Source organism: Pedobacter aquatilis (assembly GCF_030409415.1).
GTDB lineage: Bacteria > Bacteroidota > Bacteroidia > Sphingobacteriales > Sphingobacteriaceae > Pedobacter > Pedobacter aquatilis.
In genome coordinates, this window is the sequence record NZ_JAUFPW010000008.1 from 181206 (window position 1) to 201412 (window position 20207).

General features: G+C 33.7%; 15 protein-coding genes and 3 tRNA genes. 8 read left to right on the plus strand and 10 right to left on the minus strand.

Annotated features, from left to right (window positions below; all coding sequences use genetic code 11):
* Positions 1–97: 97 nt before the first annotated feature.
* From QWY86_RS01905 to QWY86_RS01935, 7 genes are all read right to left on the minus strand, one after another.
* Entirely contained in the window at positions 98–1363 is a 1266-nt protein-coding gene (locus tag QWY86_RS01905) for an O-antigen ligase family protein (RefSeq protein WP_290238117.1), read from the minus strand.
* A gap of 28 nt (positions 1364–1391) precedes the next feature.
* The gene (locus QWY86_RS01910) at positions 1392–3527 is read right to left on the minus strand and encodes an exopolysaccharide transport family protein (protein WP_290238118.1); all 2136 of its coding nucleotides are present in this window, start codon (positions 3525–3527) and stop codon (positions 1392–1394) included.
* A gap of 21 nt (positions 3528–3548) precedes the next feature.
* The gene (locus QWY86_RS01915; RefSeq protein ID WP_290238120.1) at positions 3549–4220 is read right to left on the minus strand and encodes a TolC family protein; all 672 of its coding nucleotides are present in this window, start codon (positions 4218–4220) and stop codon (positions 3549–3551) included.
* A 504-nt stretch (positions 4221–4724) separates the two neighbouring features.
* Positions 4725–4798, minus strand: a tRNA-Pro gene (locus QWY86_RS01920).
* A gap of 54 nt (positions 4799–4852) precedes the next feature.
* Positions 4853–4926, minus strand: a tRNA-Pro gene (locus QWY86_RS01925).
* A gap of 88 nt (positions 4927–5014) precedes the next feature.
* Positions 5015–5101: transfer RNA gene (locus QWY86_RS01930), tRNA-Ser, on the minus strand.
* A gap of 80 nt (positions 5102–5181) precedes the next feature.
* The gene (locus tag QWY86_RS01935) at positions 5182–7260 is read right to left on the minus strand and encodes an HD family phosphohydrolase (protein ID WP_435406621.1); all 2079 of its coding nucleotides are present in this window, start codon (positions 7258–7260) and stop codon (positions 5182–5184) included.
* Positions 7261–7378: 118 nt separating this feature from the next.
* Between QWY86_RS01935 and QWY86_RS01940 the strand changes: the two genes are divergently transcribed.
* From QWY86_RS01940 to QWY86_RS01975, 8 genes are all read left to right on the plus strand, one after another.
* Positions 7379–8236: an SPFH domain-containing protein gene (locus QWY86_RS01940; protein ID WP_290238122.1), complete on the plus strand. Its 858-nt coding sequence runs from the start codon at positions 7379–7381 to the stop codon at positions 8234–8236.
* Positions 8237–8242: 6 nt separating this feature from the next.
* A complete protein-coding gene (locus tag QWY86_RS01945) occupies positions 8243–8764 on the plus strand; it encodes a hypothetical protein (RefSeq protein ID WP_290238124.1) in 522 nt (173 codons plus the stop codon).
* A 4-nt stretch (positions 8765–8768) separates the two neighbouring features.
* The gene (locus tag QWY86_RS01950; RefSeq protein ID WP_290238126.1) at positions 8769–8936 is read left to right on the plus strand and encodes a type II toxin-antitoxin system antitoxin; all 168 of its coding nucleotides are present in this window, start codon (positions 8769–8771) and stop codon (positions 8934–8936) included.
* A gap of 176 nt (positions 8937–9112) precedes the next feature.
* Positions 9113–10288 (plus strand): acetyl-CoA C-acyltransferase, encoded by a 1176-nt coding sequence (locus QWY86_RS01955; RefSeq protein WP_290238128.1) that lies wholly within the window; start codon positions 9113–9115, stop codon positions 10286–10288.
* Between the two features lie 9 nt (positions 10289–10297).
* Positions 10298–11188, plus strand: coding sequence for a hypothetical protein (locus QWY86_RS01960; RefSeq protein WP_290238129.1), 891 nt, complete (start codon positions 10298–10300; stop codon positions 11186–11188).
* 147 nt (positions 11189–11335) lie between these two features.
* Positions 11336–12895 (plus strand): peptide MFS transporter, encoded by a 1560-nt coding sequence (locus tag QWY86_RS01965; RefSeq protein ID WP_290238131.1) that lies wholly within the window; start codon positions 11336–11338, stop codon positions 12893–12895.
* 1 nt (position 12896) lies between these two features.
* Positions 12897–14399: a peptide MFS transporter gene (locus QWY86_RS01970; RefSeq protein WP_290238133.1), complete on the plus strand. Its 1503-nt coding sequence runs from the start codon at positions 12897–12899 to the stop codon at positions 14397–14399.
* A gap of 130 nt (positions 14400–14529) precedes the next feature.
* A complete protein-coding gene (locus QWY86_RS01975; RefSeq protein ID WP_290238135.1) occupies positions 14530–15258 on the plus strand; it encodes a polyprenol monophosphomannose synthase in 729 nt (242 codons plus the stop codon).
* On the opposite strand, the gene QWY86_RS01980 is transcribed toward QWY86_RS01975, so the two are convergent.
* From QWY86_RS01980 to dinB, 3 genes are all read right to left on the minus strand, one after another.
* The gene (locus tag QWY86_RS01980) at positions 15259–15768 is read right to left on the minus strand and encodes a YdeI/OmpD-associated family protein (RefSeq protein WP_290238137.1); all 510 of its coding nucleotides are present in this window, start codon (positions 15766–15768) and stop codon (positions 15259–15261) included.
* Positions 15769–15834: 66 nt separating this feature from the next.
* Positions 15835–18843 (minus strand): DNA polymerase III subunit alpha, encoded by a 3009-nt coding sequence (dnaE, locus tag QWY86_RS01985; protein WP_290238139.1) that lies wholly within the window; start codon positions 18841–18843, stop codon positions 15835–15837.
* A gap of 1 nt (position 18844) precedes the next feature.
* Positions 18845–20152 (minus strand): DNA polymerase IV, encoded by a 1308-nt coding sequence (gene dinB / locus QWY86_RS01990; RefSeq protein WP_290238142.1) that lies wholly within the window; start codon positions 20150–20152, stop codon positions 18845–18847.
* Between the last annotated feature and the right edge of the window lie 55 nt (positions 20153–20207).

Genomic DNA, 20207 nt, shown 5'->3' on the forward strand with positions numbered 1-20207 from the left:
CTTCAGATTTAATTTTATTCAATCCATTAATAAAACCGACAATAAAGCTAATTATAACAGGAAGAGCTAAGATCTCAAATGGCATATTTAAAGGTTTTTAAGTTAACAATTTGCTTTTTTCCATTTTCTCTAATTGTGGGGATATTAAAATAAATACCCAAGATAAATACACAACTATTGATGAGGGCATGGTATTTATAACCTCATTTCCATAACTACAAAATAAAATACCTGCAAATCCGGAAGTTAATGCAATCATTTTTATTCTTGTTGATTCGTCTTTTATATTCCAAGCTATGCCACAACATTTACCCAAAATATAAACCATTATACTTAACCAAATTGTTAACCCAACTATACCATACATTGCCCATATTTTAACAAAATAACTATCAGGCTGTACCGTAGATAAATATTTATCGGCATTATATTGCGTACCGTTAGCTCCAATTACACCAAGCCCACCTCCAAAAGGTCTTTCGCTCATATATGCTCTAAGAGCCATCTGTGTGTTAAATCTAACATTTAATGAAGGATCTTCCGGATTTAAAGCAGAGCGTAATCTATAAATTTGGTAGTTGCCGTTTCCTATGTTGGTAAACTTTAGCACAAACAAAAAGGCAAATGCAAATAGGCCGCCAATTAATAAAACCTTAAACTTCTTACTTAATAAAATGGCTAAAAATCCTCCTACAATTAATGCAAACAATGCACCTCTTGTACCAGAAATAAGCATTCCATATAACATCAACATAGAACAGGCGAACAATGCTATTTTTTTCCATTTTTTAAATGGCCCAAATGCTAAAATAAGCGACATTAAGCCTATATGGGCCTGCGAAGCTCCAAATTGACCTGCATCACTATAAAATGAGAAAACCCTTAATCTGCCCCATAAAACGTGAGTTACAGCTCCACCGGTATCTAAAAACATTTGTTCTCCCCTAGATGGACCAATATAAAGTTGCTTTACCCCATTGATGGCAGCTAATGATGAGAATACTATAATAATGATAATAAAAGTGTCTAGTTGCTTATTCTCTCTGAAAATAATAAAGCCTAACGAAACAATCATTAACGGATATAATGCAGCTGATCTGATTTCCATAAGCCAGCCCATTAAACTTGCCCCTGGATTAACAACTTGCAACAAGCTAATTATAAACCATAATAAAAACAGAAAAACAATATCTGAATTTAAGGCGCTCCAATGCTCTTTAGGTGCAGAAATAATTATACTTATCCAAATTACAACAATAAGTCCTTCTATTAAAGTACCGTATGGAATACCACCTATTTCTCTACCGAGAATTCCAAAAGTAAAACAATATACAATTAATGCGTAAAGAAGAAAATTCCTCATTTAATACAGGATAAATATTTACAGAGTTTTAATTCTGAATTTGCACTTTATTAAGAACCCAACCTAAAAATCCAGGTAGCTTTTTTATATAGTCTGTATATTCCTTATCATTATCAGTTATAGTTTTTCCATATTCAAAAACTGCTATATTCTTCTCCGTGAAAAGAAGCCATTCTTTAGCAATATTAATATCCTTAAGACTATTTACATCAACAATAATTAAATCAAACTCTTCTTTTAAAACCTCAAAACCTGCTTTAAGACTCTTTATGCTCTGCAACTCAAGTAAAGACTCTCTAGCTGTGCTTTTGTTCATTATAGTAATGAGATCTTCAGTATGAATTTCTTTTTTTATCAAGAAGGTTTGAAAATTCTGACTTGTTGCTAGTGCTTTGCTTTCAGATTTAACTACAGGTAATTCATCTGCAATTAAAAGTATTTTTTTTCCAGTCATCGCAAAAGCATATGCCAAACTGTAGCAAGAAAAGGTTTTTCCTTCGCCTCCTATTAAACTTGTTACGCCTAATATTTTACTATCGTCTGCTTGCATTTTGCCATCTATTTCAAATCTTAATGAACGAAGCATATCACGATAAAATTCATAGCTTATATTTCCGTTTTTATCATTCCAGATGTCTCTTATACTTCTTTCGTTGTTATCAATTTTAGTTAATGTACCTACAACTGATGACTTTGTTGCATGTGCTAACTGCTGAGAAGTTACAATTTTATTATCCAACAAGAACATGGCCAATACAAAGCTTAGGCAAATTGCAAAACTTCCTATTCCCGAACCTGCGAGATAAAGAATTTTTTTCGATGGTTCTGGATTTCCAGGTAAACCTATTTCTTCAATTTTAAGTCTGACTCCCATAGCCTGCTCGCCACGAACCTGATTAAATTGATCTAAAGAAGTCATATATTCCTTAGTAGCTAAATCTGCCTCACGTTCATAGTTCTGAATGTCTGCATCATATGGCACCATACTCGCATATTTGGCTCTAAGAGATGAAAGTTCAGAATCTATGGAACGAATACTGCTTTGAGCTTCAGTCATTGCAATTTCCATAGCAAGTTTCTGAGCCACCAAAGATTGCTTTGAGGTCCTAGGATCCAAAACATTATCGTCAGAGTTTTGAATGCTCTTTGCTTGTATTATTTTTGAAAGCGAATCGATTCTTCTCTGATCTGAAGGTTTGAAACCGTTTTCTATAAAAGTATTATTAGCAGCTTGTAACTCTCGTTTCAAACTAACAATTTCACGATTATCAGCTCTACTACTACCAGCGACATAGGAATCACTGCCACCTAATTTACTTACAATTGCAGCAATGGCACCTTGGCTAGATTGAATTTTGCGAATAGCATCTGCACGCTGAGCTTCATATTGTGTAATTTGTGAGTATACTGCTGCAGATTGTTCGTTGAGATTTAGAACACCTTTATTACGCTTAAAAGACGATAAAGAACCATTTTTTTGATTCATCATAACTTCTTTCTGCTTTAAAACTGAATCTAATAAACGAATTGAGTTATTTTGGTTACTGTTGATTTCACCACTATAGTTTACAATAAAATCAGCAGCAAGTGTATTAACTAAAAATGCTGATAAATTAGGATTTTCAGAAACGTATTCAATGTTAATATAGTCACTGTTATCAGCATGTGTGATTTCGATTTGCTTTCTAAGGCCATCCTCTCCATAGCCCATAGATGCCACCATATCATAAAGTTTGTACTTTCCGTTGTTATCGCTAAGCGTAAGAATGGCTTTAGAAGCTAACTTATTCTCAAATAGAGATATTACTTCATTTCTTTGAGCATCATTTAATGAATCTAGTTTATCACTATATTTTCTAAATGGTGATTTTGGCTGCTTTAAATCGTGTAAAATTAAATTATAGGAAAGAATATTGATGATTTTCTTCATCTTAAACTTTTCCATAATACTATTTATTTGCTGGCTGACCTTAAAAAAATCTGTATTTTCATTTGAGATTTTTTTTGAAGGATCGAGTAATCCTGTAGAAATCTGAACTTCTGAACTATATTGTTTTGGTAAGTTTTGTACTAGAAAGTAAGTTATTGTTACAGCAATAATGGGCACCAAAATTAGCACCCATTTATACTTCATAACCAATTTTAGAAATGATTTTAAATCCATTAAATAAAATTTTAATTTTGTTTATTTAACATCTGAAAGCTTAACCCCAATTATTTCTTCTAAAGAATCTTTAGCTTTCAAATAAGTTGTTTCTGATGTTATTTTAGCCTGATATGATGAAAATTGAATTATTCTAGACTGATTATATGCATCTAAAGTAATCTCTCCCTTTTCAAACTTGCTTCTCAAAGTTTCTGCAACACCTTTATTATCACTAGCCATTTGGGTGTTTATTTTTAACAAGCTTATCGTTTGAATATAGTCATAATATCTCCTTTTAACTTCCATGCCTAACTGTATATCATATTCTTTCTGTTCAAGAAGGGCTATTCTATAATCGGACTTTGCTTTTTTAACAGTGAATGGTTTTGTTAAAAAATTACCTAAGTTTAAATTAATACCAAACTGTATACCATAAGGATTTAATGGATCTAATACAACCCTATCTTGTGGCCTGTAAAAATATGAAGCATTAAATAAATCCAAATAAGAAAGAGAAGCAATTGTTACACCAGTTTGAGCACCTATCCTACGCTCCTCAGCCATTTTCCTTCGAGGATAGTTTTGCTTAGCTAATTCAATATACTTTTCTAAATCGGCATATTTAATTTCAGGAATAATTGTTTCTTGCGCTGCAGCGTTAATACTGAAAAAAATCAAGAAAGCAAGCGTAATTTTTTTTAGAGTTTTCATTAATTATAGGGTTATTTACAGTGTTTTATTATGTGATGATTAGGATGAATAAAAAACGTCTAAATATACAATTAAACTTCTTCCTTTTAAATTGTGAAGGAAAAGTTTTTATAAATATTTTTAATTCAGAAAAATACGATAATTATCTGAATAAAAATTAGCGAATTTAATTCAATTGTTTTTTCTACAAAAATTGTTGTTTTAGGGATCACAGTCTCAATTTTATTAAAAGACAAGATTATGTCTCCATGAAGAGTTGAAGTATTAATTCAATTATTTAAAAGTATTGTATACGAGGTTCATTCCCTGTGTCATATTCTTTATTTAATCTCAAAAGTAAAATAAATTTGACCGGAACTTTTAAGGTAACACCTATGATAATGAAAAAATCAAATTTTTGTTATATACCTGCATTTTTTTTTTTTGCAAATTAATCCTCCTCAAGAAAATGTTGGTTTTTTTTTAAAAAAAATTAAGCCTTCCGGAAGGAAGGCTTAATTAATGTCGGGATGGCAGGATTCGAACCTACGACCTCCTGCTCCCAAAGCAGGCGCGATACCGGGCTACGCTACATCCCGAACTTGGTATCGATCTTTTTTTAAAAAAATCTGCATATACATATGCAAATTGTGTCGGGGTGGCAGGATTCGAACCTACGACCTCCTGCTCCCAAAGCAGGCGCGATACCGGGCTACGCTACACCCCGAACTTGGTATCTGTTTCCCTTTTTACAAGGGGTGGCAAAGTAACGGTTTTAAAATGATAACTCCGACTATTTCACCAATTTTATTTTGCGGAGAGGGCGGGATTCGAACCCGCGGTACCGTTACCAGTACGACAGTTTAGCAAACTGTTCCTTTCGGCCTCTCAGGCACCTCTCCGTTTTTCCTTTCAACTTGTCATACCGACCTTGTTTTGAGGTCTGCAAATATAGTAAAACAAGTTATTCCACAAAAAAAAATTATAAAACTTGTTGATAATCTATTCGAACATGATAGATGCTCATCAGCATCGTCTTGAAAATCAATTTGATAGTTTCGATATCTTTTAATGTTAAATCGCAATTATCTAACTGATTTTGTTCCAATTTGTAGTTAATTATCCTTTCAACAAGGTCATTTATGTTCTGAGCATCGGGATTTTTTAGCGATCTCGACGCGGCTTCAACAGAATCGGCCAGCATTAACACACCAGTTTCTTTGCTAAAAGGTATCGGCCCAGGGTACCTGAAAATATTTTCATCGACAAATTTTTCTGGTGAGTTTTTTAAAAATGACTGATAAAAATAATCGACTCTCGTGTTTCCATGATGCGTTCTGATAAAGTCAATAATAGCCTCGGGCATCTGATTTTTCCTCAAAATTTCAATTCCCTTATGAACATGCTGAATAATGATTTGTGCGCTTTGTTCGTATGGAAGCTTATCATGCGGACTAATCGCCGTATTTTGATTTTCGATAAAATACTGAGGATTATCAACCTTACCAATATCGTGATATAATGCCCCTGCCCTTACCAATACAGAATTACCTCCAATTTTAAATATTGCAGCCTCAGCAAGGTTTGCAACCTGGAGCGAGTGCTGAAATGTCCCTGGAGCTTTGAATGCAAGCTCTCGAAGCAACTTATTATTTGTGTTGGTTAATTCTATCAAGGCTACATCTGATGTGATGCCAAATACCCGTTCGAAAATATAAATTAAAGGGTAAGCCAATAAAGAAAGTAAAACGCTGAATATAAATGGAACAAAATTTACCCATTCAATTTCACTAAATGAGCCCTCACGTAAGAGTGCAATGCCAACAAATGAAACGAAATAAGCAGAAAGAATAAATAGTGCAGATACTAAAAAACGCTCACGCTTAACGAAATTTTTAATACTGAATATAGCAACCATTCCGGCTGTAACCTGATAAAACACAAATTCGAAGCTATTTGCGACAAAGAAACCAGCAATCAATATAACCAGCATATGTAAATACAACGCTAACCGTGTATCAAATAAAATCCTGATGATTATCGGTACAACACAAAATGGAATATAATATAAACTAGCAATATTCATTTTGAGTGCCCAAGTTAAAGAGAGTAACATGCCCGTTGTTACTATCAATATTAATGAAAGCTGTCTGTTATCTGAAAAAATATCTCTCCTAAAAAGAAAAAGAAAAGACATCAAAATACTAAGAATGAAACCAACTAAAACCACCTGACCTAAATAAACAAGCGTTCTGCTACCGATAGTTTTAGTTTGAGCATCGTAAGTTGCTTTGTACGATTCTAACTTTTGATAAATTTCATCATCAATGATATCGCTTTTAGCAACTATAAGTTCTCCTTTTTGCACCATACCTTTTGTGGTAGATACATTATTAACAGTATTATTCCGAATAATCTCCGTTAATCGTTCGTTAAATATCAAATCCGGAGTAATATGATCTTCTGCCAGATTATCAATTAAATCTTGAACAACTTGATTAGAGGCCTTGAAATTTTGCTTAAAGTATTGCAATGCACTTTCTGCGGTGTAAACATCTTGCGTGTTACGAAGCTTGGATATATTATTATTCAAAAGAGAAAAATCGTAATGCTTCCCAGAAGTTTGGTGTTTTACATTTAAGCCAATTATCCCTTTGGTGTAAAGATGATCTAGCAATTTGTAAGATGCACTTCTGTAAGCTGCTTTTTCTGTTTCAGCTAATTCAGTAGAGCGCCATTTGATATCAAATTCATTTAAATAGGCATCCAAAGCATCTTTCTTGATATCATTATCAAATTGATAAACGGGTAAAATATCACGAAGTGCATCTTTTTTATCAGAGTTAATTTGCGGATTGGTTTTAAGAATTGCAAAAGGAAATGGGGAAATTAAATCCTTGTTCATCCAAACCTTGCCTTTTTCAAACTCATACCTAAATCGCGGTTGCTTTGGTAAAAATAGGGTGATAATAAAAACCGTAACCATCATCATCAAATATTTAAAGCTTGATGAATACTTACGATAAAGGATTTTATGTGAATTTTTCTTGATTTTAGCCAAAACGCTCCATTTATGATTTTGTCAAAAATAACATTTTTATCTAATATACATTTTACTGATTTTGTTTGCAATTACCAATTTTTATAATTTATTTTATGATATCAAATTAATATCAATTATGTATCAAGAAAAAATTATTAACCCGCCTTCGGGTTATTTAACATTTGCATTATTTTTAGCACTGTTAGGTGCCGCTGTTTTCTGTTTTGTAACAGAACGTTTTATTTGGGGAGGAAGCCTTTTGGCCTTCAATTTTTTCCTCGTACTTCCTGGTTTAATTATCAATAACCCGAATGAATCGAAAGTATTAACACTATTTGGAAAGTATGTTGGTACCGTAAAAACGGATGGTTTCTTTTGGGTTAATCCACTAACGACCAAACGTAAAGTATCTTTAAGAGCAAATAATTTAAACGGGCAACAATTAAAAGTAAATGATAAACTTGGAAATCCGATTGAAATTGCTGCTGTTGTAGTTTGGAAAGTTAACGAAACCGCTAAAGCCATTTTTTCAGTTGAAAACTACATGCAGTATGTTACTATTCAAAGTGAAGCAGCTGTAAGGCATTTAGCCAATATATTCCCTTACGATCATGCTGAAGGTGAAGAAGATAGCATTACTTTAAAAGATGGAGCAGAAAAAGTGAGCGAACTTTTAGAAAATGAGCTAAATGAAAGATTATCAAGAGCCGGTATTGAAGTTTTAGAAGCCCGTATTTCTCACCTGGCCTATGCTCCGGAAATTGCAAGTGCCATGTTGCAACGCCAGCAAGCTACTGCGGTTATTTCTGCAAGAAAATTAATTGTAGAAGGAGCAGTAGGCATGGTAGAGATGGCTTTAGAAAAATTATCGGAAAAGGATATTGTGAATTTAGATGAAGAACGTAAAGCAGCCATGGTGAGCAATTTATTGGTTGTACTTTGTGGCGACAGAAATGTACAACCAGTTGTAAATACCGGAACGCTTTATAATTAGATGGAAATGGAATTTGAAGAAAAGCAAGGGTTAAAAATCTGGTGGCTATATTTGATAACTGGCTTAACAATACTTCCTACGGTTTTAATTCTTGGTTTTTATCAAGATGGACCTAGCTTGCAGGATTTAAAAAAAATGTATTTCGCACCTGTTTTGGCCCTTTTCCTTCCATTTCTTATCATTTTTATAATTCAGAAAAACCAGCTGACTTTAACCATTAATAGCAAAGGTTTTTCATATCGATACTTTCCTTTTCAACGAAAAAGTCGTACTTATCATTGGGAGCATATCGAAGCCGCATACGTTAGAAAGTATGATGCTTTTTCTGAATATGGTGGCTATGGCGTTAAACATAGACTTTGGTTTAACTTTAAGGATAAGGCATATTTAATGAATGACAAATCAAGAGGATTTCAAATAAATTTTAGAAATGGCAAAAAACTATTGTTCAGTTCTAACAAGGTTGATGAATTAGAATTGTTTCTTATAAACCTTAAAATAAGGTACAATATACAAGCAATAAGATAATGAAATGATAGAGAAAGATAAAAAAGCTTTTGTATTAAGGATAAATCCTGCATTATTGAAAGAAATTGAAACCTGGGCTACTGAAGAGTTCAGAAGCACAAATGGGCAAATAGAATTCCTGCTCACGCAAGCGCTAAAATCAAGAAGAAAAGGAAAAAGTAAGGAGGAATAAGCTTTAGTCTTTAGTCTTTAGTGATAATTGTTTAAGTGTTTAATTTTTTAATTGTTTTACCAAATCATTCACTTATTCAATCACTCAAAATTCAATCATTTAAAACTCATTCAATTTGAAATATTAAAAAATCCATAACTTAGCAGCCTAACCAAAAATTCATAAAATAATTTTAAATGAGAGAAGTCGTAATTGTTTCGGCAGTAAGAACGCCAATTGGAAGTTTCGGTGGTACATTAGCACAGTTTTCTGCTCCGCAACTTGGCGGTTTCGCAATTAAAGCTGCAATAGAAAGAGCTGGATTAAATGTATCCCAAATTCAGGAGGTTTATATGGGTAATGTCTTATCTGCTAATATTGGTCAGGCACCTGCAACCCAGGCGGCTAAATTGGCCGGTTTACCAGATTTACCTGCAACTACAATTAATAAAGTATGTGCTTCAGGAACCAAAGCAATAATGTTAGCCGCACAAAGTATAGCAAATGGCGATAATGATATTATTGTGGCTGGCGGAATGGAAAGCATGAGTAATGTGCCGTATTACTTAGATAAAGCAAGAAATGGTTATAGATTAGGTCATGGACAAATTACCGATGGTTTGGTAAAAGATGGTTTATGGGACGTGTATAATGATTACCATATGGGGTCTGCTGCTGAATTGTGTGCTACTGATTGCAATATAAGTAGAGCAGATCAAGATAATTTTGCGATTGAATCTTACAAAAGAGCACAGTTAGCACAATCGTCAGGGAAATTCAACTCCGAACTTGTAACTATTGAAGTGAAAGATAGAAAGGGTGAAGTTTCAATTATTACTACTGATGATGAACCAACGGCTGTTAAATTTGATAAGATCCCGTCATTGAAACCTGTTTTTAAGAAAGATGGAACCGTTACGGCTGCTAATGCATCAACACTAAATGATGGAGCAGCAGCATTAATTTTAATGAGTGCTGAAAAAGCCAAAGAGCTTAATATAAAACCATTAGCAAAAATAATCAGCTATGCTGATGCACAACAAGCGCCTGAATGGTTTACTACTGCCCCATCAAAAGCAATTCCGTTGGCCTTAAAAAAGGCAAATATTGGCGTTAATGACGTTGACTTCTTTGAAATTAACGAGGCTTTTTCTGTTGTTTCGATTGCAAACAACCAGATTTTAAACCTCGATGAAAGTAAGGTAAATGTTAATGGTGGCGCTGTTTCATTAGGTCATCCACTTGGTGCATCTGGTGCTCGTATTGTGGTAACTTTATTATCGGTATTAGAACAAAATAACGGAAAAATTGGCGTTGCCGGTATCTGTAATGGTGGCGGAGGTGCAAGTGCACTAGTTATTGAAAAGCTATAGTATTTATAAATGAAAAACATCAAATTTTATTTTCTAATTTTCATCTGTCTGCAAACTTATTTAGTTTCAGCGCAGCACAAAAATAAGCTTGATGTTTTTCAAGATACTCTTAACAGCATTACAAAGCTGATTTATACCGCTCCAAATGATGAAGCAAAAACAGCCTTGAATGGAAAATTTATCAAGACTTTAGTTGATGCATTGAAAGAAACAAATTCATTTAATTATAGCTTCGATTCATTAAAAAATGTATCAGTTGTAAAATCAGCTGACCAGGTTTTTAGAATTATTTCGTGGTATTTACCATTCGAAAATGGAACTTATCGTTATTTCGGTACAATCCAGATGAATAACAACGGCGCACTAAAACTTTATCCTTTGATAGATCAAACAGAGAATATTGCGGATGCGAATATCATTACAAATAATCAAAAATGGCTTGGAGCTCGTTATTATGAGATAATTCCTGTTTCTATTTCGGGCAAGTTGCCATATTATGTTCTTTTAGGTTGGAAAGGCAATACCTCAGAATCTACAAAAAAGGTAATTGAAATTTTATCGTTCGAAAAGGACAATGCAAATTTTGGAATGCCTGTATTTGATGGAAAAGAGTTAAAAGGTAAAAATCGCATGATTTTTGAATATAATAAGCAAAATGCAATGGTTTTAAAAACCGATAAAAATGCTGGTATAATTGTATTTGATCACCTCGCTCCTTTCGACCCTGAAATGGTTGGAAAGTTCCAGTTTTATGGATCTGATGGAAACACGGATGCATTTAAAATAATTGGAGGAAGGTTAAGGCTTCAGGAGAATATTGTTCTTAAAAATGAAGCCAATGCTAATGATGCGCTTTATGCAGATCCGGCTAAAAACGTAAAACCAATCAGAAAATTTTAGTTCGATATTTAACCTTAACGTATTCATTACTTTACAGATAAGTTAAAAATTTGTTAGAATGCCCTCTGCTCGCTATATTGCGCCCTGTTAAACTAACTTAACAACACACAAATTCTGAATTCATAAACTAAAACAAACAAATGTTTTATGCAAACATCCATTGAAACCAAAGACGATTTCTTTAGCAATAAAGTATTGGGTCATCCGGCCGGACTTTTTGTGCTTTTTTTTACGGAAATGTGGGAAAGATTTTCGTACTACGGTATGCGTGCCTTACTTGTTTTATTTCTAACCTCATCAATTGCTTCTGGTGGCTGGGAATGGACAAAAGCTGATGCACTATCACTATACGGAACATATACCATGGGTGTTTACCTTACACCGGTTTTAGGTGGTTTAATTGCCGATAGATTACTGGGATACCGATGGGCAGTAATTTTGGGCGCTTTAATCATGACAATTGGCCACGCGAGTATGGCTATTGAAACGCCAATTTTTTTATACATCGGCTTAGGCTGTTTAATGGTTGGTAATGGTTTGTTTAAGCCAAACATGACTTCAATCGTTTCTAAAATATATAAAGATCATCCAGAAAAGAAAGATGGAGCATACTCTATATTTTATATGGGTGTTAATGCTGGTGCCTTTTTAGGCATTATGATTTGCGGTTACATAGGAGAAAAAATATCGTGGAGCTGGGGATTTGGCTTAGCTGGTATATTCATGTTTTTGGGAATGTTACAATTTTATTTTACCAAAAACATTTTTGGGAGTATTGGTTTATTACCTAAAGAAGAAAAGAAACTACAATTAGCCGAGGCGGAAAATAAATCTGAAATAAAAGAAGAAAAGATTCCCTCAAATATTACTAGAGATAGATTGATTGTAGTTTTTATTTTCTCAATCTTTACTGTTTTCTTTTGGGCTGCCTTTGAGCAAGCTGGCGGAAGTATGACTATTTTTGCAAAGGAAAATACAACCAGAATTCTAACTGGAAGTGCTGGTTTAACATTTAAAATTGTTGATGCCTTATTAACAATAGTTCCATTAGGTATTATTTCTTTTGTACTATTTAAATTATTCTCACAAACCATTGCAAAGTATAAATTAGGAAATTTAATATTAGCAACCAGCTTCATCATTATTTGGGGTATAGTTTTATGGAAAGTTGAAAGAGAATTCTCGGCAACCACAACTGAAATTGCGGCTTCTTGGTTCAACATATTAAACTCTTTATTTATTATCTGTTTTGCGCCTGTCTTCTCAAAATGGTGGGAAAGCAAATATAACCTTCCAGGTTCTTTAAAGTTTGGTTTAGGCTTAACCTTATTGGGTATAGGTTTTGGATTTTTAGCCTATGGTTCTACCGCAATTACATCTCCAGAAATAAAAGTAAGTATGGCATGGCTTGTATTTGCTTACTTATTTCACACTTTGGGAGAACTTTGCATCTCTCCGGTAGGCTTATCATATGTAAGTAAATTGGTACCGGCAAAATGGATTGGTTTCATGTTCGGTGTATATTACTTATTCTTAGCAATGGGAAATAAATTGGCAGGTGTATCGGGCAGTATGATCGAAGAAATTACTCAAAAATATAGCCTAACAACATTCTTCTTAATCTTTACAATCGTACCAATATCGGCAGGTATATTAATTGCAGCCTTACATCCAGTGGTTAAAAAACTAATGCACGGGGTTAAATAAAATGCAAATCGCGACAGAAAAAACACCTTCTATTGAAACATTAGAAGCTATACAGAGTTTTGAGGGAAAATACCCAAAACAACTTTGGCACTTATCCTTAGTTGAGATGTGGGAACGCTTCTGTTTTTACGGAATGCGTGGCGTATTAGCATTTTTTATGGTTGATCAGCTAGGCTTAACCGACCAGAAATCTAACTTGCAGTACGGAGCAATTCAAGCCTTTGTATATGCTTTTACTTTTATAGGTGGTATTTTTGCTGATAAGATTTTAGGATTTAGAAAATCACTTTTCTGGGGTGGTTCTTTAATGATTATTGGAAACCTAATTCTTGCTTTCTCCCCACAGGATTTATTTTATGTTGGTATAACACTTTCTATCATTGGTACCGGGTTTTTCAAACCGAATATTTCATCAATGGTTGGAGAACTTTATCACGAAAAGGATAATAGAAGAGATGCCGGCTATGGATTATTTTATGCGGGAATAAATGTTGGAGGATTGTTGGGCGGAGCAATGTGCATTTATCTTGGTAAATACGTTTCATGGCATTTATGTTTTCTTTCTGCCGCAGTTGTAATGATGATAGGCTTAGGCACTTTTATTTTCACTAAAAAATATTTAGGTCCTATCGGAAATTCTCCACTCTTACATTTAGCAAAAACTAAACAAAAGACTTATGAAATAGCTACTTATGTTGGTTCCTTATTATGCATTCCATTAATTTTTATAATGGTTAGAAATACTGCATATACCGATTATTTCATGTACACAATTGGCATTGTAGCTTTGGTTTATTTCTTTTATGAGCTGTTTACCATTAAAGAAATTAAAGCTAGATATAAACTTTTAGCAGCCTTTATTTTTATATTCTGCTATTTCGTATTTATGGCTATTTCAGAGCAAAGTGGCGGTTCGCTTTCTTTATTTGCGAAGGATAACTTAAATCATAATCTCTTATTTTTCTCAATAGATCCTAATGTAATCAACAATAGTGTTAATTCATTTTTTGTTATTGTTTTCAGTCCTTTATTAGGTTTATTGTGGATTGGAATGCACAAACGAAAAATTGAACCGAATACGGTTATTAAATTCGGATTAGGCTTTGTATTATTGGCATTAAGCTTTTACGTTTTTTACGCCACCAGATTTTTTGCTAATGAGCAAGGAATAAGCTCATTAAACGTTTTTACTTTAGCTTATTTACTACTTACACTTGGCGAGCTTTGTATAGGTCCAATAGGCATGTCTATTATTACAAAGTTATCTCCTAAAAGGATGTTTGGGATGATGATGGGTATGTGGTTCTTATTTAGCGCATTCGGGCAACTTGCAGCAGGTAAATTAGGTGCAGAAATGTCGAGTATTGAGAATGCTTCATTAATCACTAAACTAACTTCGTACACAGAAGGCTATAAATCACTTGCTTTATATTCATTAATTGCAGGAATATTTTTAATCGTATTCTCTCAGCTAATTAAAAAATTAATGCAAGAAATTAAGTAAAAACATTTTTAACTCATATTAGCCCGTATCAAGAATCTTGATGCGGGTTTTTAATATTAAAATATTTAATTTCGCCACTTGAAAGCCAAGTTAATAACAAATTTAGCAGCCTAAATTAAAAAGAATACACGTGTCAGACAGTTTAGTTATCATACCAACCTACAACGAAAAGGAAAATATTGAGAAAATAATCCGTAAAGTATTTTCATTAACACAACCTTTTCATGTGCTAATTATAGATGATGGCTCTCCGGATGGCACCGCAGATATTGTAAAAGCACTGCAAAATGAATATCAAGGGCATTTATTTATCGAAGAACGTTCTGGCAAATTAGGTTTAGGCACTGCTTACATTTATGGTTTCAACTGGGCTTTACAAAGAGATTACAGCTACATTTTTGAAATGGATGCAGATTTTTCACATAACCCTGATGATTTGATAAGGTTACGCGAAGCTTGCGTTAATGGCGCAGATGTAGCAGTAGGATCAAGGTATGTTAGAGGTGTTAATGTAGTAAACTGGCCGATGGGAAGGGTTCTAATGTCTTATTTCGCTTCGATGTACGTAAGGTTAATAACCCGAATCAACATTCAAGATGCAACTGCCGGGTTTAAATGCTACAAAAGAATTGTACTTGAAACAATGCCTTTAGATAAAATAAAATTTGTTGGCTACGCTTTTCAAATTGAAATGAAATTTACAGCAATTAAATATGGTTTTAATGTTGTAGAGGTGCCAATTATATTTACAGATAGAACTGAAGGAACTTCTAAAATGAGTACAAGAATTTTTAGAGAAGCCTTTATTGGGGTAATACAAATGAAAATTTGGAGTTGGTTTAGAACTTACAAAAGGTAATTATTTATTATTTCTGCTCTCTCTAATCATTGTTCCATAATCTTGCTGTTTATCCATAGCATTAACAGTTAACGCTAATCTTTTTGTCCTCGTTATTTCCGTTTTAGCTTCATTAATCCATTTTATAAAATGATTTTGATGAGATTTTGCAAGTTTTAAAAAGTTGTTTAAAAGATGTGCTTCTTCAGATAAACACAATTCTAAATCTTCGGGCATTTCAATTTTAAAATCTTTATCTTCTTCGAGATAAATTTCTACTTTATCCCCCGCTTCTTTCTTTAATTTCTTTCTTAAATCACTTTTAAGCGCAATAATAAAATCGCCAGACCCCATCGGTGTTGTAGCCATTCCGCTAATCTCAACATCGTCTATTTTACCTTTAACTCTAAATGAAACTTTACAGCCAGGCTTTATTTCGTCGGCAATTCCGTTAGGAATAAAAACATAGCTCCACCCTGTTTTTTCACCCATTTTTTCAAAACGTTCTATTTCGCATTCAAAATGAATCATAGGTTAAATATAAAATAAACAAGTAACAATACTCAATTTGCAAAAAATATTCAGCAAGATTTCGCTTTAATCAACCGCTACCGGATTCATATGTATGTCCAGTTTAGCAAATTTTAATACTTCAATGCTTTGAAAACCAAAATCCTCTACTACTTTACCCAAAATTAGATAGCAGCCTTTTCCTTTAAATGGATACATAGGTGTCGAGTTTGGGAAATGAATGGTGTCAAAAAAATCTCCATTACTATCTAAAAAAGTTCCAAACCACATTTTAGTATTTTTAATCGTATGTACCGTTTTTTCGCACACATAATTACCAACCATTTTTATGGTTTTGCCAACATGTTTATGCAAATCAGCAGCCACAATATCACCTCGATAATTAGTTTTTAAAAAATCGAACATACTAAAATTTAAAGGGTAGCCGAGCAACTCAAGCTCAGCGTAAGCATCTTCAATTTTCGAGTTTTCTAATAATGGTAAATTGTATGTTTTTTGCTGAATGTTAAACAATTCTGCATGATTTAACTTTTTTTGGTTGTGACCGAGATAATTGTAAACATCCCAAAGTAAAGTCTTTTTATCTTTTCCGGTGAACCTTAGCGCACCTAGACGAATTAGCAAAATTGCTTGTTCTAAGGTTATCTGTGTCCTTTTTATAAATTGTTCTAAGTTCAAATATAGGCCGTTTCTTCTTCGCTCTGCAGGAATTAATTCAATAAACTTATTTTCTAATCCTTGTACGCCAATAAAGCCCAGATAAGCATCAGCGCCATTAATATTCACAGCCTCATCACTATGATTTACGCATGGTAAATGTACTTTCGCACCAGTTTTTTGAAGTTCGTGAACATAAACCCAGCGGGTGTAAAAGCCGCCATAATTGTTTAATACTGCAACCATAAACTCCTTCGGATAATAAGTTTTAAGAAATAAGCTTTGGTAACTTTCTACCGCAAAAGATGCTGAATGTGCTTTTGAAAAACTATAGCCTGCAAAAGATGAAATCTGCCGCCAAACTTCTTTAATCAATTCTTCAGAATGACCTTGAGCTCTTGCCGAAACGAAAAATTTATTCACCAGTTCATCAAAAGCAAGTTTAGAGCGATATTTGCCACTCATCGCTTTGCGTAAAACATCAGAATCTGCTAAATCCAGTCCGGCAAAATAATGGCAAACTTTTATCACATCTTCCTGATAAACCATTACACCATAGGTTTCCTTTAATTGCTCTTTCATCTCCTCACACAAGTATTGAACCTTATCAGGAGCATGATAACGTTCGATAAAGGCCTTCATCATTCCAGAACTTGCAACTCCAGGGCGTATAATAGAACTGGCTGCCACCAGCGTTAAATAGTTTTCGCACTTTAGCTTTTTAAGCAACTGGCGCATGGCCGGAGATTCTATATAAAAACAGCCAATCGGCTGCCCTTCTTTTAAAATTTGATTGAGTTTTACATCTTCTTTAAAAGATTTAAAATCATGGATATCAATTTTCTTTCCTTTATTTTCTTCGATAAGGCGAACTGCTTCACGAATATGCCCAATGCCTCGTTGACTTAAAATATCGAATTTTTCGTAACCAATAAGTTCTGCCTCATACATATCCCATTGCACCGTTGGATAGCCTTTGGGTGGCATATCCAAAGCAGTATAATAAGTAATCGGTTCTTCAGAAATTAAAATACCTCCTGCATGAATGGACCTTTGGTTAGGCATTTTTTGCATGTGTTGATGAACTAGCTTTATTTTTTGATAAATAGGATTTTTTAAGTTTATCCATTCTCTGGTTTGGTCGCTAAAACTATCTATCTCATCTTTTGCCAAACCTAAAACTTTCCCTATTTCTCTAATAATCGCCCTATCTTTGAATGTGCTCATGGTACCCAAAAAAGCAACATGCCACTTTGGATATTTTTTAAAAATATATCTCTGAATAGTTTCTCGTTCATCCCAAGCAAAATCTATATCAAAATCTGGCGGACTGGTTCTTTTTTCGTGCAAAAAACGTTCGAAATATAAATCCAAATCAATTGGATCTACATCTGTAATTCTCAAACAATAAGCAACGATACTATTGGCGCCAGAACCTCGTCCAACATGGTAGAATTTACATTTGCCCATTGCATACCGAACAATATCAAAAGTGATTAAAAAGTAGGCTGAATATTTTTTGAAGGCTATAATTTTTAATTCTTTCTCTAGCCTTTTTAAAGCAGTTGCATTATTTTTCCCATATCGATACTCCAGACCTTTTAACGCCAATTTCCTCAACAGCAGCACATCAGATGCTTCATCTTTGGTGTAATAAAATTTATTTTTCGACTGTATTTTTGGTTCAAAATATTCTGATAAGTCGCAGTCATCTATTAATTTTTGCGTGTTTTCGATAATAAAGGGATAGTGCTCAAAATGTTTTTTTAAATCATCTTCCGAAATTAAAGTTTCATACTTTAAGCATTTTAATTCTTCAGGAACTTTTGTTAAAAGTGTATTCAACTCAATTGCCCGCATATATTCGTGCAGGCGAAAAGTTACCTTACCCGAAACCGTTACCGGATGCCAAACCACCAATTTATTTTTTTGATTTTGTGATTGATGTTTGTATAAGTGGTTTAACTGGGCATGGCGAATGCCGATAAACTCATTTTCTTTCAAAACATAATTGTGCTCTTTTTTAAATGGATAAATAATAAATACATTTTTAAAATTTGGAGCTTCATCGGGCAGTTCCACATCATAAATATTGTGATGACTCAAAAATTCATTTAGTTCCCGCATCCCTTCCTTATTTTTCGCTATGCCGAAATAAAGTAAACGATTATCTTTTCTAAACTCTATACCAGCAAGTGGTTTTAATTGATATGGAATGTTTCCTTTTTGTAGCTCATCTGATGCTTTAAAAATGCTTTGATTCATACATTCCCGAATAAATTCAATCGCACCGGTAGAATTATTAATATCAGTTAATACAAGTTGATGAATGTTTAGACTACGAGCTTGGGCAATAATGGTTGCAATATCCATTATGCCGTATTTTAAACTATATGATGAGTGAACATTCAAAAACATCTTAACTATCGCTTAATTTGTTTGCCTGCGAAACATCATCATTAATGAAAGTTCTTATTCTCGATTTCTTCCTTTCATTATCCTTTTTTTTATCTTGATTATCTGTAACCTTTTTTAATCGTGGATTATATTTCACAACCTTACCATTTTTATCTATTTCGGGCTGTTTAACAATACAGGCCTTTACAATAGATTCTACCCCGTAGCTTTTTCTAACTTTATCCATTGCCTGGTATAAATCATATTCCTCTTCGGAAGTATGGTAAAGACCAATCTGTTCAAAACCACAAACCAAATGAGATAGTTTTACACCAATTAGCCGAAGCATCATTCTTTTGCTGTAAAGTTTTTTAAATAAATCGTGAGCTTTGGTAATTAAAAAAGAATCTAAAGCAGTATAAGGAATACGAGCTTGTTGTGTTACGGTTTCAAAATTAGAATAGCGTATTGTAACCGTTATACAAGCCGTTAATTTCTGTTGACTACGTAGCTCGAACGTTAAATTTGTTATCATTCCGGTAAGTATGGCTTTCATTTTATTAATATCCATACTATCGTTTTCAAAAGTAGTTTGCGTACCTATTGATTTCCTTTCGCGATAAGGAACTACTGGAGATAAATCAATGCCGTTAGCTTTTTGCCACAAATTAATACCATTGTCGCCCAATATTTTGTACATTAACTCCTGAGGAATTTGAGCTAGCGTTTCTATTTTTCGTACGCCCATTTCGCTTAGCTTTTTATACGTTGCATGCCCAATGCCTGGAATTTTATGTACTGATAAGGGATTTAAAAACGGCCGAACTTCAGAATATGAAATCTCTCTTTCTCCATTTGGTTTACATTCGTTTGTAACAACTTTAGCTACAGTTTTATTTACAGATAATCCAAAAGAAATTGGCAATTTTGTTTCTCTAATTATAGTTTGGCGTAATTCAGAAGCAAATTTCATGCAGCCAAAAAACTTATCCATTCCCGTCATATCTATATAATGCTCATCGATACTGGCTTTCTCAAACAGAGGAACACGTTGCGCTATAATCTCAGTAATTTGGTGCGATGCTTCTGAATAATCGTCCATATTACCTCTAACAAAAATCGCTTGTGGGCATAATAACCTTGCTGATCTTCCAGGCATTGCAGCATGAACGCCAAATTTTCGGGCTTCATAACTACAGGATGTAACTACGCCTCTATCAGATCCGCCACCAACTATAACAGGCTTTCCAACTAACTCTGGATTCTTACGCAATTCTACCGAAACAAAAAATGCATCTTGATCCATATGGATAATATTTTTCCCTTCCATAAACAAACTCTTGACAGCACAAATTTATACTAAAAATATTAGTATTAACAGGTAC